The organism is Variovorax sp. V15 (genome assembly GCF_041154425.1).
GTDB lineage: Bacteria > Pseudomonadota > Gammaproteobacteria > Burkholderiales > Burkholderiaceae_C > Variovorax > Variovorax guangxiensis.
In genome coordinates this window covers 119,801-146,796 of sequence record NZ_AP028660.1, presented here as the reverse complement: position 1 = coordinate 146,796, position 26,996 = coordinate 119,801, and the positions used below count along the sequence as shown (strand labels likewise).

18 protein-coding genes and 2 pseudogenes are annotated in these 26,996 nt (G+C 62.9%); 10 read left to right on the top strand and 10 right to left on the bottom strand.

From position 1 onward, the window contains the following. Positions 1–35 precede the first annotated feature (35 nt). The 5 genes from ACAM57_RS33015 to ACAM57_RS32995 form a co-directional block, all read right to left on the bottom strand. On the bottom strand, positions 36–8,435 hold the full coding sequence (locus tag ACAM57_RS33015; protein WP_369662812.1) for a putative Ig domain-containing protein: 8,400 nt from the start codon (positions 8,433–8,435) through the stop codon (positions 36–38). Positions 8,436–8,455: 20 nt separating this feature from the next. After that, entirely contained in the window at positions 8,456–9,307 is an 852-nt protein-coding gene (locus ACAM57_RS33010) for a hypothetical protein (RefSeq protein ID WP_369662811.1), read from the bottom strand. A gap of 47 nt (positions 9,308–9,354) precedes the next feature. After that, positions 9,355–10,827, bottom strand: coding sequence for an HlyD family type I secretion periplasmic adaptor subunit (locus tag ACAM57_RS33005; protein WP_369662810.1), 1,473 nt, complete (start codon positions 10,825–10,827; stop codon positions 9,355–9,357). After that, complete coding sequence (locus ACAM57_RS33000; protein ID WP_369662809.1) at positions 10,824–13,076, bottom strand: type I secretion system permease/ATPase; 2,253 nt, start codon at positions 13,074–13,076, stop codon at positions 10,824–10,826. Before ACAM57_RS33000 ends, ACAM57_RS33005 begins: the two co-directional genes overlap by 4 nt. Before the next feature lie 553 nt (positions 13,077–13,629). Then, positions 13,630–14,265, bottom strand: a complete 636-nt coding sequence (locus ACAM57_RS32995) for a hypothetical protein (protein WP_369662808.1) — start codon at positions 14,263–14,265, stop codon at positions 13,630–13,632. A 360-nt stretch (positions 14,266–14,625) separates the two neighbouring features. Here ACAM57_RS32995 and ACAM57_RS32990 point away from each other — a divergent pair, with 360 nt between their 5' ends. Both ACAM57_RS32990 and ACAM57_RS32985 read left to right on the top strand, forming a co-directional pair. Continuing rightward, complete coding sequence (locus ACAM57_RS32990; protein ID WP_369662807.1) at positions 14,626–14,871, top strand: hypothetical protein; 246 nt, start codon at positions 14,626–14,628, stop codon at positions 14,869–14,871. Positions 14,872–14,965: 94 nt separating this feature from the next. After that, positions 14,966–15,085: pseudogene (locus ACAM57_RS32985) on the top strand (metallophosphoesterase); the annotation flags it as partial. 144 nt (positions 15,086–15,229) lie between these two features. Here the strand turns inward: ACAM57_RS32985 and ACAM57_RS32980 are convergent. Together ACAM57_RS32980 and ACAM57_RS32975 are read right to left on the bottom strand one after the other, a co-directional pair. Next, positions 15,230–16,261 carry a hypothetical protein gene (locus ACAM57_RS32980; RefSeq protein WP_369662806.1) on the bottom strand — a complete coding sequence of 344 codons (1,032 nt, stop codon included), beginning with the start codon at positions 16,259–16,261 and terminating at the stop codon, positions 15,230–15,232. Between the two features lie 522 nt (positions 16,262–16,783). Next, positions 16,784–17,188, bottom strand: coding sequence for a hypothetical protein (locus tag ACAM57_RS32975; protein WP_369662805.1), 405 nt, complete (start codon positions 17,186–17,188; stop codon positions 16,784–16,786). Between the two features lie 465 nt (positions 17,189–17,653). Here ACAM57_RS32975 and rrtA point away from each other — a divergent pair, with 465 nt between their 5' ends. After that, complete coding sequence (rrtA, locus tag ACAM57_RS32970; protein ID WP_369662804.1) at positions 17,654–18,247, top strand: rhombosortase; 594 nt, start codon at positions 17,654–17,656, stop codon at positions 18,245–18,247. A gap of 284 nt (positions 18,248–18,531) precedes the next feature. On the opposite strand, the gene ACAM57_RS32965 is transcribed toward rrtA, so the two are convergent. Beyond that, on the bottom strand, positions 18,532–21,300 hold the full coding sequence (locus ACAM57_RS32965) for an endo-1,4-beta-xylanase (RefSeq protein WP_369662803.1): 2,769 nt from the start codon (positions 21,298–21,300) through the stop codon (positions 18,532–18,534). A gap of 310 nt (positions 21,301–21,610) precedes the next feature. On the opposite strand from ACAM57_RS32965, the gene ACAM57_RS32960 reads away from it, so the two are divergent. After that, complete coding sequence (locus tag ACAM57_RS32960; RefSeq protein WP_369662802.1) at positions 21,611–22,555, top strand: LysR family transcriptional regulator; 945 nt, start codon at positions 21,611–21,613, stop codon at positions 22,553–22,555. 616 nt (positions 22,556–23,171) lie between these two features. Further along, entirely contained in the window at positions 23,172–23,978 is an 807-nt protein-coding gene (locus ACAM57_RS32955) for a transglutaminase family protein (RefSeq protein ID WP_369662801.1), read from the top strand. A gap of 83 nt (positions 23,979–24,061) precedes the next feature. Here the strand turns inward: ACAM57_RS32955 and ACAM57_RS32950 are convergent, their stop codons facing one another. Further along, the gene (locus ACAM57_RS32950) at positions 24,062–24,256 is read right to left on the bottom strand and encodes a hypothetical protein (RefSeq protein WP_369662800.1); all 195 of its coding nucleotides are present in this window, start codon (positions 24,254–24,256) and stop codon (positions 24,062–24,064) included. Positions 24,257–24,271: 15 nt separating this feature from the next. Then, complete coding sequence (locus ACAM57_RS32945) at positions 24,272–24,484, bottom strand: hypothetical protein (RefSeq protein ID WP_184641722.1); 213 nt, start codon at positions 24,482–24,484, stop codon at positions 24,272–24,274. Positions 24,485–24,853: 369 nt separating this feature from the next. Between ACAM57_RS32945 and ACAM57_RS32940 the strand changes: the two genes are divergently transcribed. The 5 genes and pseudogenes from ACAM57_RS32940 to ACAM57_RS32920 all read left to right on the top strand — a co-directional run bounded on the left by ACAM57_RS32940 (position 24,854) and on the right by ACAM57_RS32920 (position 26,624). Beyond that, the gene (locus tag ACAM57_RS32940) at positions 24,854–25,069 is read left to right on the top strand and encodes a hypothetical protein (RefSeq protein ID WP_184641721.1); all 216 of its coding nucleotides are present in this window, start codon (positions 24,854–24,856) and stop codon (positions 25,067–25,069) included. A gap of 28 nt (positions 25,070–25,097) precedes the next feature. Further along, a complete protein-coding gene (infA, locus tag ACAM57_RS32935; RefSeq protein WP_369662799.1) occupies positions 25,098–25,364 on the top strand; it encodes a translation initiation factor IF-1 in 267 nt (88 codons plus the stop codon). A 61-nt stretch (positions 25,365–25,425) separates the two neighbouring features. After that, a pseudogene (locus ACAM57_RS32930) lies at positions 25,426–25,701 on the top strand (RNA recognition motif domain-containing protein); the annotation flags it as partial. An 18-nt stretch (positions 25,702–25,719) separates the two neighbouring features. Further along, on the top strand, positions 25,720–26,040 hold the full coding sequence (locus ACAM57_RS32925; RefSeq protein WP_369662798.1) for a hypothetical protein: 321 nt from the start codon (positions 25,720–25,722) through the stop codon (positions 26,038–26,040). A 266-nt stretch (positions 26,041–26,306) separates the two neighbouring features. Continuing rightward, positions 26,307–26,624: a hypothetical protein gene (locus ACAM57_RS32920; RefSeq protein ID WP_369662797.1), complete on the top strand. Its 318-nt coding sequence runs from the start codon at positions 26,307–26,309 to the stop codon at positions 26,622–26,624. Positions 26,625–26,996: the final 372 nt, after the last annotated feature.

Sequence of the window (26,996 nt, the reverse complement as noted above, 5' to 3'; positions counted from 1 at the left end):
CCGCTGAACGAGGACTACCTCTCAGGAGCACTTCATCACTGCCAGTTCGCAGCAATCACGGCATTCAGGCTGCTCTGGTAGTTGGGCGGCAACGTGGTCTGCCCCGCTGCCGGTGGCGAGAAACTTGCCATCGCCTGCACCAGGTTCTGCACGTTGCTGTCGCTCAGCACATGGCCATCGCTGGTTCGGAACTGCTCCACGTGGTACTGGCTGCCCAGGTACCAGTTGTTCAAGGTGAACTGGTCGGAGGAGCCGATCACGCTGACCTCGAGGTTGTTGCCCACTTGTCGGAACCACAGTTGGTCCGTCGCGATGTCCGCTCCAAAAAGCGCCACGTCGGTATTCCCCGCCGTGGTGTCGTTCTCCACGATCGTGTCGCTCCCCTGGCCCCGGCCCATGCGGTAGGTGTCGTTGCCCGCGCCGCCCGTCAGCGTGTCGCTGCCCGCGCCACCATCCAGCACGTTCGCGGCCGCGCTGCCCGTGAGGGCGTCGTTGAAGGCGCTGCCCGTGAGGTTCTCGATGTTCTGCAGCGTGTCGCTGCCCGAGCCGCCCGTGGCCTGCGCGCTGGTCACGGTCAGACTCACCGTCACGGCGGAGCCGGCATAGAGGTACGAGGCGGTGTCCGTGCCGCCCAGCCCGTTGAGCGTGTTGTTGCCAGCCCCGGCAAACAGGATGTTGTCGAGTGTGTTGCCCGTGCCGTTGATCGCACCCGTCGCGTTGAGGCGCAGGTTCTCCACGTTGGCGGCCAGCGTATGCGTGAGCGTCGAGACCACCGTGTCGGTGCCCTCGCTGGCCAGTTCGGTCACCACGTCCGAGGCATTGTCGACGTAGTAGGTATCGTCGCCCGTGCCGCCCTTCATGGTGTCGGCGCCGCCCAGGCCGTCCAGCACGTCGTTGCCGGCATTGCCCGTGAGGGTGTTGGCTGCGCTGTTGCCGGTCAGTACGTTGTCCAGGGCGTTGCCCGTGCCGTTGATCGCCGTCGTGCCCGTCAGAGTCAGCCTCTCGACGTTGGCGCCCAGCGTCCAGGTCACGCTCGACTCCACGGTATCCACGCCCTCGCCGGCATTCTCGTTCACGATGTCGGAGGTCGAATCCACAACGTAGGTGTCGTCTCCGGTTCCACCACTCATCGTGTCGTTGCCGGTGCCGCCGATCAGGCGGTCGTTGCCCGCATTGCCGATCAGTGTGTCGTTGCCCGCCTTGCCGTCGATGGTGTCGTTGCCCGAGCGCCCCGTCAGCGTCTCCGCCGAGGTGGTGCCGTTAAGCGTGAGGTTCTGCACCGTCACCACGATGTTGAACACATCCTGCACGGCAAGCCCCCCCTGGTCCGTCGCGGTCACGCGCACGCTCAGGGAGTCCAGTGCACCAATGGGCACCGTGCCGGTGAACCTGCGCGTGCTCGCGTTGAAGCTGAGCCACGACGGCAGCGCCGAGCCATCCGCGAGCGTGGCCACGTAGCTCAGGCTGTCGCCAGCGTCCGGATCGGTGAAGGAGCCGGACGGAATGGTGTAGTTGATCGCGGTACCCTCGGCCACGCTCTGGTCGGCCAATGGCGTGGCGATGACCGGGCTCTGGTTGGGCGGCGTGACGCTCAGGTTGACATAGAAGCCCGTGCCGGAGCCGTAGTTGTCGGTACCCCAGAGCACGAACTGCAGGCTGCCGACGTTGGCCGAGGTCGGCGTCCCCGAGAACGTGCGCGTCTGGGCATCGAACGACAGCCAGGACGGCAGCGGATCACCGTTGGGCATCGTCGCGCTGTAGATCACAGAATCCCACACGTCCGGGTCGGTGATGGTGTTGAGCGGCACCACATAGGTGAACAGGGTGCCCTGGCTTGCTCGCAGCGTCGGCAAGTTGCTGTTGACGGTCGGCGCGTGGTTGTTGTTGGCCCGATCCACCACCGTCTGGATCATGGCCTGGCCCCACACCGTGCCGTTGGCGAACTCGACGCGGTCGATCTTGTGGTCCATCGTCACGCCGCCGCTCTGGGTGTTCGCGCCGTAGTAGTCGAGGAACGCGATCTGGTCGGACGTGCCCTTGATCTTGAAGAAGATGTGGCTGCCCGACTGGAAAGCTAGCACATCGTTCTCGCCGATGCCGGCACCGAAACGCAGCGTGTCGACCGAGCCCAGCGCGTCGGTGTTGTCGATGGTGTCCTGGCCATCGCCCGCGTTGAACACGTAGACGTCGTCGCCCGCCCCACCCGAGAGGAAGTCGTTGCCCTGGCCACCCGTGAGGACGTTGCTGCCGTCATTGCCCCAGAGGCCGTTGGCCAAGCTGTTGCCGGTGGCGTAGAGGTCATCCGCACCGTCCAGGGCAAGCCGCTCGACGTTGGCACCCAAAGTCCAGCTGATGGAGGAACGCACGAAATCGTCGCCCTCGCCCGCGTTCTCGACGATGGTGTCACCGGCGTCGTCGATCTCGTAGTAGTCGTCGCCGGTGCCGCCGATCAGCAGGTCCAGGCCTTCGGAGCCGAACAGCGCATCGTCTCCACCGCCTCCGATCAACGTGTCATTGCCGCCCAGCCCCAGCAGGTTGTTGTCGGCATCGTTCCCGGTGATGACGTTGTCGAGTTCGTTGCCGTTGCCCCGGTAGACAGAGCCCGCGAGCGTCAGGTTTTCGACGTTGCCTTCAAGGACGTAGGTGGTGTCGAAATTCCGCACGATGGTGTCAATGCCTTCGTCCTGGTGCTCCGTGATCCAGTTGTCGTACTCGTCGACGATGTAGGTATCGTTGCCTGCACCGCCCTCCATGACGTCATCCCCGAGGCCACCGTCAAGCACGTTGTCTCCGGCATTGCCGATCAGGACGTTGGCGCCAACGTCGCCCGTGGCATTGATGTTGAGCGTGCCGGTCAGGGTCACGTTCTCGATGTTCGCGATCTCCGAGACCGAGAAGGTCCTGCCGATCTCCACCGTGTCATAGCCTTCGCCCTCGAGCTCGACCACGACATCGCCAGCACTGTCAATCACGTAGGTGTCGTCGCCTCCGCCGCCCTCGAGGCGATCCTCGCCCCCGCCTCCATCCAGGCGGTTTTCGTACTCATTGCCCAAGATGACGTTGTCGCCGGCATTGCCGGTGCCATTGCGCGCATCCTGGCCGACCAAGGTAAGGTTTTCCAGGTCCGCACCCAGCACATAGCTGATCGTGCTCTTGACCGTATCGGTGCCGCCACCCGCGGCCTCCACGATGACGTCCTGCGCGTTATCGACCACGTACACGTCGTCGCCGTCGCCGCCGTCCAGCACGTCGGAACCGCTTCCGCCATCCAGGATGTCGTTGCCCGTACCGCCGACAAGGGTGTCGTCGCCGCCTTCGCCATGCAGCGTGTTGTCCGACGCGTTGCCTGTGATGACGTTGGTCAGCCCGTTGCCGGTGCCTTCCAGGGCGTTGGGGCCCACGAGCGTCAGATTCTCGACGTTGCTCCAGAGCGCATGGTCCACGGTAGCGAACACCGTGTCGGTGCCGCTTGCGAACGCTTCATTGACCTGGTCCCCGACGTCGTCCACGTGGTACTCGTCGTCGCCGGCAGCACCCGCCAGGATATCGGCGCCTTCTCCCCCATCAAGCAGGTCGTTGCCGGCGCCTCCGTCGATGATGTCGTTGCCCGCCATGCCCAACAGCGTGCTGCCGAGGACGTTGTTGCCCACGATGGTGTTGTCGGCGGCATTGCCGGTGGCGTGCGTGGCCTGCGAGCCCTGCAGGATGCGCAGGTCTTCGAGGTTCTCGGCCAGCATGTAGTCGATGCCGGTGAAGACGACATCGCGGCCCTCACCTTGCGATTCGCTCACGGTATCGCCGGCATCGTCGACGTGGTACTCATCGTCGCCCGCGCCACCCGTCATCGCGTCTGCGCCCTGGCCACCGTCGAGACGGTCGGCCCCGCCGCCACCATTCAGTTGGTCAGCGCCGATGCCCCCGAGCAGCACGTCATCTCCCGCGCCCCCCTCAAGAACATCGTTGCCCGTGCCACCGTCGAGGTCGTCGTTGCCGTCTCCACCATTCAAGGTATCGACACCATCGCCTCCTAGCAGCTCGTCGTTGCCGGCCGCGCCAAGGAGCACATCGTCACCGCTTCCGCCGAGAAGGTTGTCGTCGCCCGAGCCACCGTCCAGAAGATCGTCACCTGTGCCGCCCTCCAGGCGATCCTTTCCGGCGTCGCCGTAGAGCTGGTCATTACCTCCGGCGCCAAGAACGAAGTCATCGCCGTCGCCGCCGCGACCGATGTCGTTGCCCTCGCCAAGATCGAGGGAGTCGTTGCCTCCCCTGCCGTCGACCACGTCGTCGCCGGCCAGGGCATGGATGACCTCGCGGCCCGAAGTGCCGCGTACCACATCGGCGAGTTCCGTCGTTGGAATATCGATGGGCACGGCATCGAGCAATTGCGCGATGGACATCGTCACGCCGTCGGAGAACCTGATTTCCTGAACAGGCGAGGTTCCGGCCAGGTCGTCATAGTCGACGCCGTCGAGGTGAATCTCGGTGGTGCCCGTCGCATCGCCGATCACGAGCGAGCCGAGCGAGAGCCGGACCAGCCCAAAGTTGAACCCGCCTTCGAGCACCAGCACGTTGTGCGAGCCGTCATCCACGTCGGAAATATGCTTTGCCCCGCTGCCGAGAGCGACGTAGTAGAAGTCCGCCCCTTCCCCGCCGTTCAGGGTGTCGTTGCCAGCGCCCGAGCGGATGAAGTCGTTACCACTGCCGCCGAGCAGAACGTCGTCGCCCGCGCCCCCCCACAGATAGTCGTCACCCTCGTCGCCGGACAGGTAGTTGTTGCCCGCGCCTGCGACCAAGGTGTCGTTGCCATCGCCCCCATAGAGCGCATCATTGCCTGTCAGCGTTGTTGTCGAGAACGTGCTCTGCTGGTCTTCCCCGGAAAGAAAATCGTCCCCGGCACCACCGATGAGCACATCGTCGCCGCCGCCGCCGAAGAGAGCATCGTTCCCATCGCCGCCGTCGAGATAGTCGTCACCGTGGAACTGCGCGGCGAGCTCGGATACCTGCCCGTCGCCCATGAGCAGGTCGTTGCCGGCACCGCCAAGCAGCGTGTCGTCCTTCCCCAGCCCGAACAGGCGGTCGTTGCCTTCTCCACCGTCCAGCGTGTCATCCCCGTGGAACTCGCCGGCCAGTTGCGCCTCGACCAGATCACCGACAAGTTCGTCTGCACCGTCGCCGCCGATGAGCGTGTCGTCCTTGCCGCCACCGAACAGCAGATCGTCGTCCGCGCCGCCGTCCAGGTAGTCGTTGCCGTGCGCTGCGCCAGCCAATTTTTCCGAGCTGTCGTGGTCACCCCACATGCGGTCTTTTCCGGCCCCACCGTAGAGGACGTCATCCTTGCCACCGCCGACCAATTGGTCGTCCCCGGCACCACCATCAAGGTAATCGTCCCCATGGAACTCTGAAGCCAGGTCGGTCTCGTTGTAGGAATCGCCGAGCAACGAGTCGTCTCCGGCGCCGCCGAGCAGGGTGTCGTCCGAGCCTCCACCGGTCAGCTCATCGTCGCCATCTTCCCCATCCAAGTAGTCCGCGCCATGGAACTTGCCCTCCAGCTGACTGGCATCGTCGTCGCCAAGCATGACATCGGCGCCCGCACCGCCAAGCAGCGTGTCGTTCCCCCCACCGCCGATCAGCTGATCGTTGCCATCCTCGCCGTCCAGGTAGTCATCCCCGTGGAATTCGCCGGCCAGCTTGTCTTCGGAATCGTTGTCGCCCCACAGGTTGTCGTTGCCGACGCCGCCGAAGAGCACGTCGTCCTTGCCGCCACCGACGAGTTGATCATCTCCGGCCTCGCCGTCCAAGTAGTCTTCCCCATGGAATTCGCCAGTGAGCTCGTCCTCGCTGCGGGTATCCCCCCACAGCAGGTCTGCTCCCAACCCGCCGTACAACACGTCATTGGCACCGCCGCCCGTGATGTCGTCATCGCCCGCGCCACCGTCGAGAAAGTCATTGCCGTGCTCGGCGTCAGCCACAGTCTGGTAGTAGCCCGAATCCTTGATCCCGTCACCGTTGAGTGCGTCGGCGCCGTCCCCGCCCAGAACGACGTCATCGCCGCCGTGTCCCCAAAGCGCATCGTCACCGTCACCACCCTGGATGTGATCGTTGCCGCGCCCCGCAATGACGATGTCGTCGCCGTCACCCGCGTCGACAAAGTCCCCGGCGGTGTCCATAAAAATAGAACCACCGCCCTCGATCGTTCGGCCACTGCCACCGCTGGAATAGACACCCCAGTTGCTGCCCTGGATCCAGGTGGTCGCGCCGCCCGGCGGCGCCCATTCGTCATCCGGCTGACGGGCAAACACGCTCAAGCCGGTGGCGCTCAGGATCACATCCTTCCCGGCGCCGCCCCGGATGGTGTCGCTACCCGCCCCGCCGGCAAGCAAATCATCTCCCACGCCGCCATCTAGTACGTCGTCACCGGCTCGACCATCCAACGCATCGTTACCTCCCAGGCCGTTCATCCGATCCTTGCCATCGCTGCCATAGATGACGTCGTTGAAATCCTCCTCGACGATCCCCCCAACGAGCGTCCCGTCCACAGCCCACTGCGTGGCACCCCAGTTGTAGGTATTGAAGGCAGGATCGCCCGGGTGCACATTGAAGTCTGCTTCAATGCCGCTGATCAGGGCCCGTTGGTCGCCGTTGAATGTCTTGACGGCATCACCTCCGTCACGCAGTTCGATCCCCCAGGCGTTGGAGGTGACATCTCCATCCAATCCATGCAGGGTTGCCGTGAGATTTCCGCTGCCATCCTCATCGACATCGCCGACCTGAATCAGTGCAACGGACACAGAGGTCTGCCCCTCTTTGAGGACGATGATCGCGTCGCCAATCGGGACCGTGCTGTCGCCCAGCACGACCTGAAACTTGCCCGCCAGCTCCGAGAGCGAAAGCGTCAGCGTCTCACCCGCACGAGCAGGACGCCCCAAGTAAAAGGATACCGTCTTGCCCGCACCTTCTTGAACGATACTGCTGCCCGCCACCGAAGCCGGATCAAAGTCGGGGTCCTCCAGCGGGTTCGCTCCTGTCCCCTCCATCGCAACGACCGTGCTCTTGGCAAGCTTGATGCCCAGGTAGGGATTCTCCAGGGCGGATGCCAAGTTGAATTTCTCGATGACGACGCTGTTCTTCGTGTCGCCATCCTTGGTGATCACCAGTTGAGATTCCGTGCCATTGGCTGCGGCTCTCAGCTTCAGTCGATAGGTGCTTCCCCCTTGCTTTAGGACCCACTCCCCAGAGCCGGACCTGCCACTGGCTCGGGCCGTACCGCTCAGGGTCACGCCATCGATCTGGATGCTGCCCGAGCCATCAGAATCCCGGACAGTGTCCTTTCCGAATGCGCCGTTGAAGATGTAGGTATCACTACCCTTCCCGCCTTCAAGCACGTCGGCACGACCGTCACCGTTCCCGCCGTTCAGCACATTTCCCACGTCATTCCCGATGATGTGGTCTTTCCCCTTCCCGCCGGTAGCATCCTCGATCTGGCTTCCTTCGTAGATGGCAACGTTGTACTTGCCCGCGCCCACGCCGATCGAACTGAAGTAAGCCTTTCCGGTATTGAAATCCGTGGCGCGCAAATCGATTTCGTTGTCGGTGGTCGTTGCGCTTGCATCGATCTTGTCGTGCTCACCGCCGTTGTCTATGAGGAGCTTGCCCTGATCAGCGTTGGAGAAGCTGTAGACGCTCCCGTCGCCAACGTTCACGTTTTCCTTGAGCAATCCGATTGCTTCAAGGCCCAGGGCATCGAAGAGCATGGGCGTCATGGGCAGGAATCCGCCCAAGATCGTCCCGTATGACATGGCTGCGTATTGCTGCTTCCCGTACTCACTTGGCAACGGGCCATCGAGTGTCGGATGTGAGAGCCCCAGTACATGCCCGAACTCATGGAACATTGCCGACAAAGCTTGGTCTGCGGTGAGCCCTTGTGCCAACGCCGACATCGACGTGTTCAAGAAGACATCCCCGAGCCGCGGCCTATCAGGGAGCGAGCCTGGAGAGAAGTTCATGTTGACATTACCCGACAAGCCCACGCGAACATCTGCCTGTGCGGGATCAGACACGAGCTCAAACGTGACATTGGCGTACGTGGACTGCCATGCCTTGATGGCTTGATTGAATATCGCTTGCCGCTGCTCGACAGGAATAGAGGCAAAGCCGTCCTGTATCAGCTTCGCATCTCGATACTCGTTCTGTATGTATTGAACCCACTCGGGGCTGGCGTTGCTCCGATTGACCTGAGGAAAGTATTTAGCCCAGTAGGTTTCCAGCGAACCGGTCGCATAGTCCGGAGGAATGTCCAGAAAAGCCACCTTGATCGTCTGACCGGCCTCCACTTGGCGCCTAGGTTGCAAGCGAGTGATTGCATCCGCAATCTCAAGGCGGGTCAGTTGCCGCGACTGGCCTGTCACCGGATCAACGACTGTCAGTTGCTTCTCCATTCCCATGCTCCTTTGGTATTTCAGTACGGTTGACTAAAGAACTGGCTGACTCGCGATCGCCATGGCTGAGCCCTGATCTTTCTGATCCGATCAGCTTCACCTTGGCTCTGCTCGACGCCACGGCCGCCGGCGTACAGCAGTTGCAACGTCCCCAGCGAGCTGTCAGCGCAAGCGTTGTGCATCGCGATCTGGCACCACTTGAATGCGGCTTTGTCGTCTCTGGGCTGGCCTCGGTCGAGGTTGCCTTCCGCGGCCGCTTTACATAGCCATTCCTGGGCGGCCGCGTTACCCCCCTCCGCAGCTATTTCTGCCCATTTGCGAGAGGTAGATGCGGGTAGAACCGCTTCATCGGCACACTTGCCATCGGCGGTCCATTCCTCTACGCAAGCCGTTGGTCTTGCCCCTCCCCACCGCCCATTGGTCAGATTCATCAACTCCGTCGCCGCCCACGGATTCCCTTCTACTTCCGCCGCGGCAATCGCGCTGCGCAGGTAGAACTCGTGCGATATCTGCCGCCGCTTGATTTGGGCTAGTTCCCAGGCGGCAGATTTACTTCCTTGTGTCTGCGCCTTTTCCAACCACTGGATGCTGTAACTCTGGTCCTCAGGCGCACTCCAGTTGCCATCACGCGTTCTCCGCACCAACCCCAGGCGAAGCTGCGCCCCGATGTCCCCGCGCTTCGCGAAGCCCTCGAGGTTCCGGAGTTCGACCAGACTGCCCATCGTTTCAAAACGACTTCGATTCGCCCAATCGGCCTCGCATGCAGTACCGCCAGGTGTCGGCACCTGCCCGTTCGCAGGAACGAGGAATACGGCGTGGATCAGGCCGGCCGCCAAGGTCAAATAGAAAAAATTGATTGGTTTCATACTCATGTCATGTTGTTGTTCACTTGTAGAGGTACGCGCGTCGTAGGCTTTGTCTACCTCTCTCTCAGACTCTCGTTCGTAGCTCTCTGAACCGGACTCAGCAGGAACTCGATGATTCGCCGCTTGCCCGTCTTGATCTCCGCCGTGAGATTCATCCCCGGACTGAGCTTGATCGGCCTGCCATCCACATCGATCGTTGTTGAGTTCAGGTTGAGCGTGACGGGGAAGATCGCCCCGCGCTTCTCGTCATTGACCGCATCCGCCGTCACCGTCTTCACGGTCGCGTTCACCGTCCCATAGCGCGTGTACGGAAACGTCTCCAACTTGATGGCCGCTTCCTGCTTCGGACTCACGAAGCCGATGTCCTTGTTCTCCAACGTCACCTCGGCCGTCACCTGTGCACCATCGGGCACGATCACCATGAGCGGCTGCGCTTCCGTGACCACCCCGCCTTCGGTGTGCGCCGCAAGCTGCTGCACCGTGCCCGCCACCGGCGCCTTGAGCGTGGTCAGCCTCTCCCGCTGCCCCGCCTTGGCCAAGTCCTGCGTGCCTTGCTGCCGCTTGAGTTCAGCCGCTGCCTCCCGCGTCCTCAGGCTGTGCTTGGTCTCGGCGATGTAGGCCGACCTCGTGTTCTCGCTCTCCCTCAGGGTCGCATTGGCTTCCGCCAATCTCGCCCGCTGCGTCGCCAGATCCCGCTCCATCTCGATGCGCTCCCGCGTGCGGTCCTGGTTCGCATGGCTGGACATGAAGCCCTGGTCCGCCAATTGGCGGAAGTCGGCCTCTCTTTGTCTTGCGATGGGGAGCGTGGTCTCCAGCTTTGTGACCACCTCGCGCGCGGTGGCGATCTCTGCCTGTCGACGGTTGATCTCCGCCGCAGCCTTGGCCAGCTTGGCCGTGATGTCGCTCCATTCGTCGTTCAACTCTGCACGGGCTGAATTCAGGTCTTCATCCGTCCAGCCTTGGGGAATCGTCTTGCCCAGATCCGGAGCACGTGGCTCGGATGAGTTCAGGGCATGCAGGAGCGCTCTGGTGCGCAGCACCTCAGACTGTGCCGCCTTCAGCTGCTCGTTGACGTTCGTTCTGTCGGCCGTGGCCATCGTGGGGTCGAGCTCGACCAGGGATTGACCCGCTTCGACATGGTCTCCGTCTCTCACCAGCACCCGCTTGACCACGCTCACCTCCAGCGGCTGGATGATCTTGGTGCGCTCGCTCACGATGATCTTGCCCGGCGCCACCGCCACGATGTCGACCTGCCCGAAGATGGACCAGGCCAGCGCGATGAGGAACAGCGCAATCAGCGCATAAGCCAGTCGCCTGGGGGCTGGGTGTACGGGGGTGTCTTGCAGGCTGAGGGCCGCAGGCAGGAACGCCGCTTCATCGGCCAGTCGCTTCGGACCGGCCAGTTCGTTGCGGTGCTTCCAGGCGGCCTTGAAGATCGCGCCATAGCGGCCCAGCAACTCGAAGACCGGGTGACGAACGCTGGGCGCATTGGCCGCAGGTGCGGTGGTGGAGACTTCTAGTGTCATACCACCGCTCCCGATCCAGCCCTGTCATTCGTCTCCGTAGGATGCCCACCACCCTGCATGTTCCACAGGTGCGCATAAATGCCCTTGGGCCTGCTCAGCAGGCTCTCGTGCGTGCCTCCTTCGACGATCTTGCCCTTGTCCATCACGATGATGCGATTGGCATGGCGTACCGCGCTCAGGCGGTGGGCGATGATGAAGACCGTGCGCCCCCTGCAGATGTGCGCCATGTTGCGCTGCACGATGGCCTCGCTCTCGTAGTCCAGCGCGCTGGTGGCCTCGTCGAAGATCAGGATGCGCGGGTGGGTGAAGAGCGCCCGCGCGATGGCGATGCGCTGGCGCTGTCCGCCTGACAGGCTTGCCCCCTGTTCGCCCACCACGGTGTCGTAGCCCTCGGGCAGCTCACTGATGAACTCGTGGGCACCTGCCAGCTGGGCGGCGTGGATGACGGCATCGAGCGGCGCCGCCGGATCGACGATGGCGATGTTCTCGCGCACGCTGCGGTTGAAAAGGGTGTTCTCCTGCAGCACCACGCCCACCTGCCTTCTCAGTTGCGCGGCATCGATCAGGCTGATGTCGATGCCGTCGACGAGCAGGCGCCCTTGCTCGGGCGAGTACAGCCGCTGGATGAGCTTGGTCAGCGTGCTCTTGCCCGAGCCAGAGCGCCCGACGATGCCGATGACTTCGCCAGGACGCACGTCCAGGCTGACGCCGTTGAGCACGGGCGCAGCCTCGGGGCGGTAGCGGAAGCTGAGGTTGTCCAGGGTCACGCGCCCCTTGAGGGCGGGCAACTGGGCCGCGGTGCTTGGCGGCACCTCGGTGCGGGTGTTGAGGATGTCCCCGAGCCGGGCCATGGAGATGCCGGTCTGCTGGAAGTCGGTCCACAGCTGGGCCATGCGCATGATGGGCTGCGACACGCGCTGGGCGAACATGTTGAAGGCGACGAACTGGCCGACGGTGAGGTCATTGTTCATGACGAGGTGCGCGCCGTACCAGAGGGTGGCGGCGTTGACGAGCTTGCCGATGAGGTTGACGCCCTCGTGCGCCCAGCTTGCGAGGTTCTGGGTCCGGAAGCTCGCGGAGATGTAGGCGGCGAGCTGGTTGTCCCAACGCCGGCCGAACGCAGGTTCGAGCGCGGTGGCCTTGACGGTCTGGATGGCGCTGACGGTCTCCACCAGCATGGCCTGGTTCTCCGCGCCGCGCGCGAACTTCTCGTCCAGGCGCCTGCGCAGGATGGGCACCACCGCCAGGCTCAGCCCGAAGTACAGCGGCATGCTCGCGAGCACGATGAGGGTCAGCGGCACGCTGTAGAACAGCATGACGGCAATGAAGACGATGGAGAAGACGACGTCCAGCAGCACGGTCAGGGCATTACCGGTCAGGAAGCTGCGGATGTTCTCGAGTTCGCGAACGCGGGCAACCGAGTCGCCGACGCGCCGGGCCTGGAAGTAGGCCAGGGGCAGTTGGACCAGATGACGGAACAGCCGTGCGCCGAGCTCGACGTCGATGCGGTTGGTGGTGTGGCTGAAGACGTAGCTGCGCAGGCCGTTCAGCAACGACTCGAAGACGACGACGACCAGCAGGCCGATGACGAGCACGTCCAGCGTGGTGAGGCCGCGGTGCACGAGCACCTTGTCCATGACGACCTGGAAGAACAGCGGGCTGACCAGCGCGAAGAGCTGCAGGATGAAGGAGATGAAGAGCACTTCACCGAGCAGCTTCCTGTGCTTGACCAGGCTGGGGATGAACCAGGAGAAGTCGAACTTGGCGAGTTCGCCTGCGAGGCTTGCGCGGCTGGTGATGAGGACGAGTTCGCCTGTCCAGTGCGAGGCGAAGACTTCCAGGGGTTCGATGACGGGGCGGCCGTTCGAGGAAGAGGGGTCTTGGAGCAGGACGCGCTGGGCGTCGCACTGGGCGAGGATGACGAAGCGTTCCTGGCCGGATTCATCGCGCAAGACTGCCAGGGCCGGCAACGGCGTCAGCGACAGGCGATCCAGCGTGGTGCGGGAGGACTTGGCCTTCAGGCCCAGGTGCCTGGCTGCGCGCAGCAGCGTGGCGGTGTCGATGGGTTCAGAAGCAACGAGGCCCAACTGATGCGACAGCAGCGACGCATCGGCTGCGATCTGGTGGAAGCGTGCGAGGGTGCACAGGGCAATGAGTGAAGAGTTCGCGGCAGTTCCCGCTCCAGGAGCCTCCTGCAGCGGCGCGCCATCCTCCCCGTGCTGCTGCACGGCCACCTCCACCATTCCCATCTAGGGCCCCTCGGATGTTCTTTTGAAACATCAAGATACCTGAGTAGGAACTGACTGACAATCTCAATCTCGCGACAGTACTTTCAGGCTACATGCGCCTCGGTTGCGTTCCGAGAGCTACCGCATGCCCCTCGTTGATCGCACAAATGCCGCCGCATGATTTGCGCCTGCGCGCCGATAGGCCGGGCACGCGGTGGGTAAGAAAGACGCCAGTCTGCCCGCCTGTTGATCTCCACCCAGGGACGACCCGCTTTTTCACGGAGCCTTGACCCGCATGATGTTGGACACACGCGTGTCCGAGCAAAGGGGTGAAGGCAATACGCTGGGTCGGCGCTTGATGGAACCGTGGGTCAAATGGGAGCGGAAATCTACGCCTGCTGGCTCAATGAGACGATCAAGAACGCGCGAAGAAATAAATTGGCATCGGCTGCAGTTTTTTGCCGAGGGGGAGCCGAGGCGGAAACGCGTCGTCCAGCCGGGGCAGACTGCCTGGGGGGCAGGGCGAATTCGACGCCACCGAAGCCGTACAGTGGCCCGGATCCGCCCGACTACGCTACGCAATACTGACTGCAACCCAGCGATTGAACGGATCAAGCGATCCCGCACTGTCCATGTCATCTGGATGCGCAACGACGTCCAATCCCTTCGATGGAATATCGACGCCGAAACTCGTGCGCACCCACTCCTGGAATTCGAGGTTCGGCACAGCCTCGAAATCCGAATCGGGATTGGCCTTCGGCGGCTCGGAGAACTGCTCGCCCCAACAGAGCTCCTCGTAGCCTATCGCGAGTAGCCGCAGGAAATCGACGGCATCGTCACCGAGCACGCAGACCATGGTCGAGCCCGACCCGGAGCCGATGTGGACGATCTTCTGCCGCCCCTGCTCGTCAAGCCAGAACGTGGCCATTGACCCGTCGCCACCAGTGTTTGCAAAGAGGCACAGACGATTCAGCACCTCGGGGCGGTCATGGCCGAACCAGTGCCGGAGGTCTCCGTTGCCTTCGGCGTGGAAGCTGATGTTCGTGCCTACCGACGGGGCGGCCGGCGGGGACAGGAAGCCCACGCGGCCTTCCTTGTGGTCGACGTATTGGCCACGTGCCTCGATCCATGAAAAAAGCTGCCTCAGCGGTTCGGGAATCGTCATCCGGGGCGGCAGTATCCGAGCGAGCTGTTGTTCGAGTTGAGACATGTTCCAGAGAATTGTTTTCGGACGGGATTCTGTCGCATGGCCGGCCGCCCTTGGCTAAGAGAGCGCAGGAGGCATCGACCTGCCCGCAATCTGCAAGACCTTCACCACCTCCACCAAGCACCCGCGCCTGTTCCGCGCTGCGGCTGCAAGACAGCGGACTGCTCGACCAGGCTGGCGTTTTGCTGTGTCATCTCGTTGAGCCGCACGGTGGCCTGGTCCATCAGGCCGATGCGGCCGCCCCTGTTCGGTGTGAACGCGCTCCCTCCGCAGCTATCTTCGCATGAAAGGTATGGAGCCAGCCGGTATCAGCGCTCTCGCAGTGCGCAGTAGAGGACGCTTCAGGAGGCTCGCATCGCGGCGATGAAGGACCGACAGGTCACGCTGTTCCATGAGCAAAGCAAACAGCGCTTCAACGTGCTGTATGCGGCCGTCGTGCCGGTGATGAACAGCAGGCAGGCACGTCACTCTCGCCGCCGGAGATTCATCACAAAACAGGACTTCCGCGTCGGCCAGCGTGTGAGCTTCACCGATCAAAGCTTGAAGCGTCATGTTGGGGAAATCGTTCGGATCAACCAGCGCACCGCCAACGTTCACTGCGATGGCTAGGCTTGGCGCGTGGCGTTCGCTCTGCTCCAGCACATCGTCGACGTCTCGCCATAAACTCTTCGATCGTCAACGGTGGCCTTGGGCGGACTATTACTCGGAACCGCTCGCCGGCCCGACAGTGGTGGTGACGCACCACGCGCCTCATCGCGGTTCACTGGCGCAACGCTACGCCGACGATTGGGCCTCGGGCGCCTTGGTCACGGAGCTTGCGCAAGGCTTCTTTGATATGCCTGTGCTGTAAATCCAAGGTCACGCGCACCAGCGATTCGACTATCGAGTGCACTCCTGCAGCGTACGGCACGGCTTTGTGCGAGTACGTACGACCCGGTGAAAGCGCATCGAGGAGCACCAAGGACATTCATTTGGAACTGAGCCAAGGCAAGATCAACTCCTTTGTTTTGTAACCTAGCAACGTCAGAATCAAGATAGTCACGGCAAGATGCGTGGTCGCACGAGTCGCGCGCAACAAGTAGCCGCTGAGCGGGCTGCTGGTCCCCGGATAGAGCTGAGGCATGAGAATCGACGCCTCCGGTCCCGCGATGGGGTTCTCTTCGGAGATATAGATGTGATTCCCTAAGGCAGTGGGCCCCAGGAACACGTTCCCTACGATGGTAGTGGTTGGAGGTCCTCGGCGACCACCACCAGTGCGAACTAGCGGGTACGTCGTAAAGTTCTCACCCCACACATTGCTGACGATGGAGGTCTCCACAGACAGGGTTGCCTGAGAGAAATCGTGCCCATTTAGCCAGCCAATGAAGTAGGCGATCAGATCGAATTGTCCGCGCTGAAGTCGAGGCGCCAGTGCCCGCCCGAGTTTGTTGTCTGTTGCACCATGTCCGACGCGCAAGTTGGACACGGAATTGGAAAGCAGAGTGGCCAGCCTCGTTCCATGTACAGCTTGCGCTGCAGGTGATTGCGCACGAGCCTGAGAGGTCAGAACAATAAACGCGGCGATAAGAGATCTGCCCCACTGCGCATAGATCGTGAAAATGCGCGGTGTCAAAAGGACGTCGATCCAGCTGGTGAGGTAGAGCGAGCCGATGCGATCCATCAGCGTCGACAGCGAAATGTATTCGTTCATGTAGTCGCAAACCATCTGCTGAATCCGACTGTCTGCGACGTGATGCGCGCGCATCGTCCCTTGGCCGCCGGCTCCTTGATGCGGCCGGCTCGCGTCGTAGCCACGCTCGACCGGACCAAGAGGATCTCGGCCTACTGCTGCAAAGCCACGGGTGACAAGCTGCAATGCACTCGTTCCCCGGTCGACGGCCATCCTGGTGAACGGCGCGAATGGTTCACGATCGTCAACGATGAATCTAGGTGTTGGCCTGCCGTGTGTCGCAGGTTGGTGGCCCGGTTGACCTACAGCGGGGTTAACGATGATAGGCATACGAGGATACTTTCGATTTATATGTCGATCATTGACAAGCCTGGAAGGTCAGCTCGACCTCGAAGAGCAATCAAGTTACTGGCAGCACCCTCCGCATGCAACCACATGAACTCGGGATGTGCCCAACCTGCTGATTTCCACCCAGGGGCTTTGCTTTTTCACGGAGCCTTGGCCCGCATGCTGTCGAACACACGCGTGTTCGAGCAAAGGGGTGAAGGCAATTACGCTGGGTCAGCACTTGATGGAACTGTGGATTAGGTGGGGCGCGAAAACCTACCGCGAGACCTGACCAAGCGAACGCCTTCTCGGCGGTTCGGACGCCCTGCCCTCCTACCGGCCCCTCGACGGAACCCAGCAGTAGCGGCCGCACCCCGCCTTGCCAGCGAGACGAGCATGCCGACGACCTGTGCGTGCTGCATGTCGGCGCACACCACCGAGGCGGGCTCCCTCGGCTGGCAGCCGCCCAGCGCCATTGCGGCAAGGACCTCAGTCGCGACGGCAGAAGCCCCACTGGGGTTCCTACTATCTCAGGGGCTGCGTCCTGCGAAGCCGCACCGCCATGGCATCCAGGTGCGCCATGACGCCCGTCATCGGATCCTTCGCGCACTGCGCGTCGAGAAACGCAGTGATCACCGACAGGTCCGGGATGACAAAGGCGTTCCCTTGCCGGGGCACGCCGTCGAACTCGCTGTTCTTGCCCGAGAGATACCCCTGCGCCCAGCTGATCGTCATCAGCTCGCCACGGCTCATGGGCGTGCTCGGCACGCGGCGCACCTCCAGCCAGTGTCCGCACGAGTCCCGGGCGGTACCGACACCCGCGTAGGCGCTGTTGTCCTGCTGAGCCCAGGCCTGCGACGCAGGACAGCCGGCAGCGACAACAAGGACGATTGCGGCGGCGGCGCAGCGGAGGATGGACGTCGTCGTCATGGCAGAGGTTCCCTTCTTTCTCTGGATATGTTCGTTCCTGCGCGTCGATTCTCGCGGCACTTGCTTAGACCAGGAGCTCGACGCCTGTGGCAACGGCGGCCGCGTGAGGCCGCAACCGATGCCGAGAAGACGCGCAGCAGGAGCGTTGATACGAAGCGTATCGAGGCGGTTGGCGCACTGCCTGTTGATTTCCATCCAGGTGGCGACCCGCCTTTTCACGGAGCCTTGACCCATATGCTGTTGGACACATGCGTGTCCGAGCAAAAGGGGTGGAGGCAAACACGCTGGGGAGGCGCTTGATGGAACTGGCGGTCAAACGGGCGCTGAAATCTACAGAGGAGAGCTTCAGTCCCTTTTTGAAAGTGCTGCACAGCCTCGGCGATACACTTGGGCGCCCGCAGTTCGCATGCGGACACACTTCCCTCATGGGCAACTACCCGAATCTCTGAATGGGCCGCGCCCCGCATGCGACCTCTCTCACAGCGGTCCTTTGCCAATTGGCTTGTTCCCATCGCGCTCGCCTGTCTGGTGCTGGTTTTGCAGGCGGGTGGTGAGCCGGTGTACGAAGCGCTGCGCTACGAACGCGCGGCCGTGCTCGGTGGACAGCCCTGGCGCCTGCTTTCGGCGCATGCGGTGCATCTCGGCTGGGGGCACTGCCTGATGAACGCTGGCGGGCTGGCATTGTGCGCCGCGTTCGCGGCAGGCACCCGCAGCTGGCGCGCCTGGGCCACCGCGATCGTTGTGCTGGCCCTTGGCGTGGGGATTCTGCTGGTGGCCGCCTCGCCCCAGGCCACGAACTACGCGGGCCTCTCCGGCGTGCTCTATGGGCTGTTCATCTGGGTGCTGGCGCCGCGCGCCTGGCGTGGCGATCGCGTGGCCTTGATCGTCCTGGTCGCCGTCCTCGCACGCATCGGCTGGCAGATGTTCCATCCGCCTTCGGAAGCGCAGCGTGCGCTGATCGGCGGCGACGTGATGGTCGAGGCGCACCTGTACGGCGCGCTGTGCGCGCTGGCGCTCTGCCTCTGGCAGGAGGTTTGGCCGCACTTGCGGCGGGCCTGAGCCGACCTCGTTGGTGCCCTTCCTCCCGTTCTGACGGGAAGGGGATCACGACCATCGCCGGCTCTGCATGGCCAGATCGATCGACGCTCCACCAGCACCGCATCCTTTCAGGATCAAGCTGGCGCGCCGAGTGCACAGGACGGCGGCAGCGATTCGGCTCTTGCATTCACGCGACTCGCCACACCATCGACATCTGACTCACCTTGCCGTCAAGGCGGGCCACGAGAACGCATGAGGGTGCGCCTGCGATGCAGCCGCGGCCGAGGCCTGACCCGGCGCCGGCTTCACCGCCGACGGCGGCGGGCGACCGCAAGCGCCGCGAGACCGGCCAGCGCCAGGGCAAGGTCGCCCGCGTCCAGCGATCCGCCGTTTCTGCGGAATGGAAAGGCGATCGGCATTGCCGGTGGCGGCGTGGAGGGAGGCTCCGTCGTAGGCGGATTCGTCGTCGGCGGCGGTTCATTGTCGGGCGCGTAGGACTCGATGTCGTAGGCGTAGAGCCTGACACTCGTACCTTCCTTGGGACTCTCCGCCTGCATGGCGACGAACCCGCCCACGGCCCCCTGCCGCTGGCTGATGGCGTTCCCGGCGTCCCTGTTCGGCGTCTCGCCATCGCTCACTTCCTTCAGGACATGATGTTGTTTGGCACCATCCTTGTCGGTGTACAGGAACATCTTCATCTCGCCGGTCTTCGGGTCGATGGGCGTGTTGAACCACACCGCCTGGTCCAGCGCTCTTTCGGCGATCTGCGAACCCTCCTGGCCGTTCGTCTGTCGCGTGATCAGCGAGTTCTGACCCGCCACGACGGTGCCAGTCGCCCCGTTGCCTCTGAAGACGATATGCGGGTAAGCGTTGGTGCCATGGATGAAGCTCTGCATCGTGTGCCCTTCCTGCGCCGCGTACGGTCCTGCGGCAGGGCTCTTCGCCTCCTCGAAGACGAACTTGAGGTTGTCCTGCGCCAGGGCGGGCTCGCTCGCGGGCGCATTCGAATTGCGCAATGGCACAAGGATGTCGCCACGCAGGACGACGGGCGTGCGCGACAGCGATTCCGGCGATGACGTGGTCGCGGGCTTGCTCCTGTTGGTCAACGCGGCGGCCTGCGCCTGTCCGTTGGAAGCCGACTCCGCGGACACGACCATGTACGTCCTGCCGGGCTCGAATCTCGTGACGAGTCGCCAGGCTTTCTGCGTCGACGCATTCTTTTGCAACCTCAACCCGAACGGGCCGACGATCGGGTCCTGCGGCTGCAGGACGAGCGTGGTGCGACCATGTTTCGGCACAGCCTTCGTCTCCACGACGCCGGACGCTCTCGCCATCCCGTCGCTTCCATACGAGGTCTTGTACTGCTTGAATGCGGTCACGCCGTCGCTGAAGCGAACCTCCGCATAGGACAAGGGTGCCTCCAGGGCGTTGGCGGCATCCATCCACCCGACGGTCATCTTTCCAAAGGACAGTACGAACGTCGCCGTGTTCTCGACGGACGCAGTGGCCGGTGCGGACCCTCGCGCGGTCACCGTCACATGGCACGGCTTCCCGGGAACCACGGCGCAGTCGGGCGGGTTGAACTTCATGCTCTCGACGGCAAATCCCGCGGGCAGCGAGACGTTGGCGGCGGTGAAGACTACGTTCTTCGTTCCCACCGGCACGTTGATGTCGAGCATCGCCTGAGCGTTCCTGCCGCCCCAGGTCCTGGCCGTGAAGCTTTCTCCGCCATAGCTGAAGGTCGCGGTGACTCCGTTTGGCGGCAAGCCCGCATCGATGAGGTACTGCTCGGGGTTCGTCGTCGCCCAGTACGCCTCCTTCGGCTGGCCGACGGCGGACCACGGATATCCGTTGGTGTGGTAGCCCGGGTCCGTCATCCCCCACCAAGTCACCCGGTGCACGCCGCCCTTGTACTCGGGGTGACGACCTCCCGGGCCGGCGGCGTATTCCTTGAGCAGGCTGAAAAGCTTCGCGTACTGGATGCCCTGCTCCTTGAACAGGGCCTCCATCTCGGGGCCGTTCTGGATCCGCTGGCCCTTGTCCAGCCCCAGGAGCGGTGCGAGATCCAGCTCGGTCAGATCGACGTTCACCCCGGTTTCGAGATAGGTCTTGATGGTCCTCTCGAAGGCGTCCAGGTTGAGCCGCATGTCCCAGTGCCCCTGCGTGCCGATGACGTCGACCAGCGGCCTGGGGTTTCCCTTGGCATCCAGGAGGATCCGCCCCTTGCCCGCGGCCGATTCGGCCGCGTACCGTTCATTGAACTCCTTGACCATCGAGGCGATCGCGGTGGCCTTCGAGGCTCGCTCGTTGTCGTTGAAGTCGTTGTAGTTCAGGATCGCGGTCGTGTTCTGGCGCGCCGCGTGGAAGGCGTCATACATGTAGTCCCAGCTCTTCCCACCCTTGGCGTAGGCCTGGGCCCATCGGGAGGGGCGTTCTTCGGGGCTGTAGCCGGTTCGCAGGGCGTTCCTCCAGTCGGCGGGGTTGTCGGGGTTGTCCTTGAACGCCTCGTTGACGACGTCCCAGGCGTAGGTCTTGAACGGTTCCTGATCGAAATGCCCGGCCACGGTCCGGATGTAGTACTCCAGATTCGTCTTCGCCGTTGCGTAGTCCCACGGGGTTTCCCATCCGCCATTCGCAGTCGCGACGTTGGGAGCAGGCCATTGGGCCGACTGGTTGTGCCAGACCAGCACGTGCCCGGTGACCTTGACGCCGCGCGCATTGGCCGCGCCGATGTCTGCGTTGATGCCCGAGCTCAGGTTGGTGAGGAAGTTGGGGGTCGGATTGCTGATTCCCCCATTCCAGAACTCCGGCTTCATCGCGTTGCCGGGCGTCACCACGTTGAAGTGCTTCACGGTCATGGCAGCGACCGAGTTTTCGCCCGGCACCACCTCGGCGCCGAAGTTGCGCGCGTCGAGATTGGTGCTGCCGATCAGGAAGTGGTTTTTGTACACGTCCTTCAGCGCAGGCCAGTCGGCGGGGTTCGTTGGCCGATCGGCCGCCAGGGCGGCGTTCACGATCACAAGTCCGGCTGGCAGCGCAATCAGGAGGCTCTTGATGTCCAGTCTGCCGAACATGATCCCGGTCCTCCTGGTGGTTCCGGCGATCGGGGAGTTCTCGTTGCACGTGTTCCTTGATCTGCGCCAAGGCGAACCGGCCAATGCGACCCGCAGTGCAGTCGCCAGACCCAGTGATCTGAATTTCATGATGTCTCCGGAATGGAATATGCGGGGTGCGGCGAACTTGCCGCGACTCGCCGGCTCTCTGCGGAGCCCTGGTTGACCGACACGAAGGCTAGGTGAGCGCCCCCTGCCGGTCCACTGACTTTTTCGCTAGCATCCATTCCAAATGCTGATGAGTTCAGGCAAGACCCCTGGTAAATCGCTGATGCTGGCCCAAGTCTCGCGTCTGCGTTTCCGGCATCTGCAGTTCCTCGACATCCTCGGAAAGACACGCAACCTGCGCCTGACTGCCGAGCAGATGTACATCACGCAGCCGGCGGCCACCAAGGTGTTGATGGACATCGAGGAGATGCTGGAAGCGCGGCTTTTCGATCGCCTGCCGCGCGACATGCAACCGAACGAGCTGGGACTCTTCACCTTGCGTTATGCGCACTCGGCACTGGACGGCTATCGCAAGTTCGTGGACGAGTTCAGCACCCTGAAGCAGGGCGGGCACGGCCATCTGTCGATCGGCGCCATCTCGGGTGCGGCGCATCTGCTGATTGCCGCGGTGGCCGAGTTGCAGCGCCTGCGGCCGTTGCTGGTGGTGAAGGTTCTGGAGCAGAGCAGCGACCAGCTCATCGTGTGGTTGGCCGAGCGCAAGATCGACGTGATGATCGGCCGCTTCACCGACGAATCCCAGCGCGACCAGTTCCACTACGAGAACCTGAGCAGTGAAAGCCTGCAGATCGCCGCGGGCGTGCACCATCCGTTGCGCGGGCCGAACGCCCCTGGGCTGAGGGAGCTGTCCAACTGGCCATGGATCCTGTATCCGGCGTCCACCGCGCTGCGCAAGGTGTCGGATGACATCTTGCGCAGCACAGGCCTGTCGCTCACCTCGGGCATCGTCGAGACGCCGTCGTTTCTCTTCGCGCTGGAGCTGATGCAGAGCACGACCATGCTGTCGCTGCAGCCTGCCGCGCTCGTGGACAAATATGTACGGCGCGGTCTGCTGACGCGCATCGCGACAGAACTCCCCACCCGCATGCCCGACTTCGGCCTGATCACGCTGCAAGGCGAGCCGCCCAGCACGGCCGTGCTGGCGTTCATGGACGTGATCCGCAACATGGCGGACCACGAAGCCGAAGCGGCGTCGGGCATCCTCCGCTGATGGCGATTGCACTGGCGCTAACAGCCGCCCTATTCCACCAGTCGAATCGCGTATCGAAGGGCGCCTGTCGCATTGCGGGCAGCAGCTGAGCACCGACTGGCCGTCAAGGCGAACTCACCTGGGCATTGACGTTCGTGCGACCGTCTGCTTCCAAGATCCAGTTCAGGCAACGTCGCTTGAAGGATTCAAGATCGGTTTCAACCCAGGATCGTGGAAGGACCAACGTCAATCTGCAGCGATGATTGCCGTCCAAGGTGACCTCGGCGCTGGCACACAGTCCGCCGCTTTCGATGGGTTGACGAACGGTAGAGCACGCCCAGAGTCCCAATCTTCCTTCGTGGACAAGACGCTCGCTCCCCATGGTGGTCTCCGGACGGCTTCCCACGGGTACGACATCAAGATCGATGGTTGGCGCGAGCGGCAAGTCAGCAGACGTTAACGCCTCAGCGGCGATGTCGTGTAGGACGGCGTGCCGTCCCTAGGGATCTGGGCCCACACGCTTCGGAGGTGGCGCCTGTCCCGAAAGCCGAACAACCTGCGATGCAACGGGCAAGGGCCGGAGTTCAGGAATTACTTATTCTTCAACGAAGCATCGAATCAGGGTGCATGATGTGCCATGAACATCCAACTCGGCTTCGAGATCGCCTACAAGTTTCCTCGGCCGACTCCGATGATTCTGAATCTCAACATCCACTATTCAAGAGCATCGGACCTCCTGCGTCCAGATCATCTGCTCACGCATCCGGCGGTGTCCACGACGGCTTACCGAGACCTGTTTGGGAACTGGTGCACGCGCCTGGTCGCTCCCGCAGGGCGCTTCGTATTGAGCACGGATGCCTTGATCCGCGACAGCGGCTTGCCGGACAGTATGGCCCCTTCTGCTTCGCAGACAGCGGTGGAACGCCTGCCCGAATCCACCTTGGTGTATCTGTTGGGCAGCCGTTACTGCGAAACCGACTTGCTGTCCGATTTTGCTTGGCAGCGTTTTGGGAGCGGACCCAGCGGATGGGCGCGCGTGCAGGCGGTGTGCGATTTCGTGCACCAGCATATCGAGTTCGGCTATCAGCATGCTCGACGTACCCGTTCGGCCCTGGAGGCTTTCAAGGAGGGGAAAGGCGTGTGCCGGGACTATGCGCATCTGGCCATTGCTCTATGTCGCTGTTTGAACATTCCAGCCCGCTATTGCACTGGATACCTGGGCGATGTCGGAACTGCGCCACCCTTCGGTCCAATGGACTTCGCAGGTTGGTTCGAGGCGTTCCTGGGTGACCGTTGGTACACGTTCGACGCGCGCAACAACGTGCCGCGCATCGGTCGCGTGTTGATTGCACAGGGGCGGGATGCCAGCGACGTGGCGTTGTCCTGCACCTTCGGACCGGATCAATTGGAGGGTTTCAAGGTCTGGTGCGACGAAGTTCAATGAGCCCCAAAGGCACCGCGAATCTTCGCTGTGCTACCCGCTGTCGCCTGGGAGCGGGCGGGACGAGACGGGCTGGCAGCCGTTGGCTATCTCGGGCCGGCCAGTGACCAGATCGTCGCGCCCAGACGCATCAGGTCGGTCGCTTCCTGCTGAACGCCCTCGCATGACATGTCCAAGCCCGCGACTTTCGCCGCGACCAGTGATACAGCCTCGTCTGCGGGAAGTGCCCCACCAATGCGAGCCATCTCCACGATCTTGAGCATCACGTCCGTCTGGTTCATGGCTCAGGCACATTCCTACTTCGGCTGCTGCTGGCGGCAGATGTTCACACCTGTGGTCGTCAGCTGAAGCGATCCGCCCAGCCATTCGAGCCAGGACAACGAAACCATATCGTCGATCACCGCCTCATCGATTTCACCCGCACGCCGGTGGTGCAGCAGATCGGCCACTTGGGGCAGATCCGCGCGAAGCGCTTCCTGCCGAGAAAGGGAGAGAAGCGCCTGAGTCATGCGGGTCCTTCACGCGAATGGAGCGAGTCAGCGTAACACTGGAACACCGCCTGCGGGGCATGAAAAACCACCGCGCCCCGAAATCACCTACACTAGGTGCATCGATTGCGGCGTGCTCGTTGCCTCAATCCCTGATTGGCACCTCGCGGCAGTCGCCTCCCGCAAAGGCCTCAGCTCTCCGACAAGGTGGCCCATTTTCGCCACCCTCGCCGGAGCGCCATCCCCCTCAGCGAGCTTCATCTTCGGTCCGTTCAATAGAGAACATCCCACGGACCGTTTCCTTCACGGTTTCACTTCGTGCGCCTGACCGGTCCAACGCCGGCACGCGTCCACTCGGCGCGCCCTCAGGGCAAGCGCTCGCTTTATCACATGCAGATTCCACAGGCCCACGAGGTGGGCAGATACCTCGTCACCCCCATGACCAAACTCACGGATACCGGGCAGTACGCAGCCTCGGTTTCCATCCGCCGTGGCATGCATGACCGGGTCTTCCGGCTCATTCCGCGTTTCGACAGCGCCGCGCGAGCGGCGCGCTATGCACTGATGCAAGGCCGTCATTTCGTGCTGAACAACCAGCTGGCCTGAGCATCCGGCCAATCACTGAAGGAGCGTCGTGGGCAAGGAAGAACTGATTGAAATGCAAGGCCGGGTGCAGGAGGTGCTGCCTGATTCGCGCTTTCGCGTCACTCTCGACAACGGGCACAGCCTGATCTGCTACTCGGGCGGAAAGATGCGCAAGCACCGCATCCGCGTGCTCGCGGGCGACAAAGTCTCGCTGGAGATGTCACCCTACGATCTCAACAAGGGACGGATCACGTTCCGTCATCTGGAGCCTCGCACCCAGAGCGGCTCTTCGCTCGTGCGGCGCCCTGTTCGGTAGGCCTGCGCGCCGACTCCCATCCATTTCATACCGAATTTCGGTTCACTCAAGAAAGCAAATCATGGACAACAAACTCTACGTCGGCAATCTCTCATACGCGGTGCGCGAAGACGCGCTGCAGCAACAATTTTCGGCCTTCGGTCATGTCTCCTCGGCCAAGGTCATGATGGAGCGCGATACCGGTCGCTCCAAGGGTTTTGGTTTCGTCGAGATGGGCTCGCCTGCGGAAGCGCAGGCCGCCATCGCAGGGCTCCATGGCAAGGAAATCGACGGTCGTGCACTGACCGTCAATCTGGCGCGTCCGATGGAGCCGCGTACCGGTGGCTTCGGCGGTGGCTATCGCAACTGAGCCACCATGACGATCAGCCCCTCTTTCGTACTGGGCTTGACAGAGGCAGACAACGCAGAGTCCATTGCGCATGTTGCCTTCCTCCGGAGCATCGAGCATGCGGTCTTTCCGCTGACCATCCTCAAACCCGAGGAGGTTTCCTTCACGGGGGCGCTGAATGCGAAGAAATGGGTCCTTCTGCAAAACGCAGGGTCGAAATCTCGTCCAGCAGACACGGCCGATCCCCTATCGGTCGTGATCGAGGACATCACCGCAGAAGGACGCGCCGAGCTGCGGCGCCGGCAGACCTTCGGGCCCTGGGAGTGGCGCAAGAAGTCGCAAGCCTGACAGGCATCGCGCCCAACTGGCTCAGTTGCCGACCGGTGGGCGCGCACGTTGAACGTTGCCTAGCGGATGCATGGCGCGCAGCAGCGTCGCTGCACAGCGTGTTGTCGTCCGGGCCGTGCGTTGCCGTCTCGCTCGGGAACTTGCGATACAGCGGATATTTCGATTCATTCGCCCAGTTCTCGCAATGAGATACGAGGCATGGCCGCGGTGGTGCATCAGAAAGACGCACTGTAGGCAGCGGCCGCCCGACACGACACGACCAGCGCTTGCATCAAGTCGTCCCCCTCGTCCCGATCGGCACAAGGAAATCATCACAAGGCAAGCCTCCAACTCAGCGTGGGGTCGGTGGGCAGGTCGAACATGGCCTCATCGCCGAGCCATATCAAGACCGCATCAACTTCGCGCGGCCTGCCGCCAGAACCCGCCAGGCTTGGATGAGGCTGCGGCGCGGAATGGTTTCCGGCAAGGAGTTGTTCCACGAGTTTGTTGAAATCTTTGTGGATAACTCGGGGACAACATCGGTGTTGCAAGCATTGATGCGGGTCGCCGCCAGAGTGCCTGCGTTCGAGGCAGTCGCCTCTTGACTTTTCGCGCAACAGGCTAGGGAGAGCCCGGTGGATCCGGATATCTGGATGCGAGCTTCCTTGCCGCACTGAGTCCGCATCACGCCTTCGAAGCCGAACCGCGACCGCAGCCGCTGGAGTTCGCGATTGCCCCCGTTGAGGGCCTTGCACGAGTGGACGGCCTGCGTCGGCAAGCTTGCAGCGCAGGCAGGAAAGGATCCGCCTGCCGATGGCCCCGAAAGCCCCTGCGCGCCCGTCTTGGCGGCCACACCGGCCTGGCCAGGCTGGCAAGCGTGCCCGGCGCGCAACACGGGGGCCCCCAGACATGCCGCCGTCCGGCGCTCCTGTGCCATGATGAAGTTCGCCGATCCACTCCCTACACCCGGGCTTTGC

What these genes read in the sequence shown, in the direction of transcription:
- ACAM57_RS32960 (WP_369662802.1), top strand. Translation starts at nt 21,611, where the DNA reads ATGCTGGCCCAAGTCTCGCGTCTGCGTTTCCGGCATCTGCAGTTCCTC.
- ACAM57_RS33015 (WP_369662812.1), bottom strand. Translation starts at nt 8,435, where the DNA reads ATGGAGAAGCAACTGACAGTCGTTGATCCGGTGACAGGCCAGTCGCGG.
- ACAM57_RS33010 (WP_369662811.1), bottom strand. Translation starts at nt 9,307, where the DNA reads ATGAGTATGAAACCAATCAATTTTTTCTATTTGACCTTGGCGGCCGGC.
- ACAM57_RS32950 (WP_369662800.1), bottom strand. Translation starts at nt 24,256, where the DNA reads ATGAACCAGACGGACGTGATGCTCAAGATCGTGGAGATGGCTCGCATT.
- ACAM57_RS33005 (WP_369662810.1), bottom strand. Translation starts at nt 10,827, where the DNA reads ATGACACTAGAAGTCTCCACCACCGCACCTGCGGCCAATGCGCCCAGC.
- ACAM57_RS33000 (WP_369662809.1), bottom strand. Translation starts at nt 13,076, where the DNA reads ATGGGAATGGTGGAGGTGGCCGTGCAGCAGCACGGGGAGGATGGCGCG.
- ACAM57_RS32965 (WP_369662803.1), bottom strand. Translation starts at nt 21,300, where the DNA reads ATGTTCGGCAGACTGGACATCAAGAGCCTCCTGATTGCGCTGCCAGCC.
- ACAM57_RS32940 (WP_184641721.1), top strand. Translation starts at nt 24,854, where the DNA reads ATGCAGATTCCACAGGCCCACGAGGTGGGCAGATACCTCGTCACCCCC.
- ACAM57_RS32945 (WP_184641722.1), bottom strand. Translation starts at nt 24,484, where the DNA reads ATGACTCAGGCGCTTCTCTCCCTTTCTCGGCAGGAAGCGCTTCGCGCG.
- ACAM57_RS32975 (WP_369662805.1), bottom strand. Translation starts at nt 17,188, where the DNA reads ATGACGACGACGTCCATCCTCCGCTGCGCCGCCGCCGCAATCGTCCTT.
- ACAM57_RS32980 (WP_369662806.1), bottom strand. Translation starts at nt 16,261, where the DNA reads ATGCCTATCATCGTTAACCCCGCTGTAGGTCAACCGGGCCACCAACCT.
- ACAM57_RS32925 (WP_369662798.1), top strand. Translation starts at nt 25,720, where the DNA reads ATGACGATCAGCCCCTCTTTCGTACTGGGCTTGACAGAGGCAGACAAC.
- ACAM57_RS32990 (WP_369662807.1), top strand. Translation starts at nt 14,626, where the DNA reads ATGAAGGACCGACAGGTCACGCTGTTCCATGAGCAAAGCAAACAGCGC.
- rrtA (WP_369662804.1), top strand. Translation starts at nt 17,654, where the DNA reads ATGCGACCTCTCTCACAGCGGTCCTTTGCCAATTGGCTTGTTCCCATC.
- ACAM57_RS32955 (WP_369662801.1), top strand. Translation starts at nt 23,172, where the DNA reads ATGAACATCCAACTCGGCTTCGAGATCGCCTACAAGTTTCCTCGGCCG.
- ACAM57_RS32995 (WP_369662808.1), bottom strand. Translation starts at nt 14,265, where the DNA reads ATGTCTCAACTCGAACAACAGCTCGCTCGGATACTGCCGCCCCGGATG.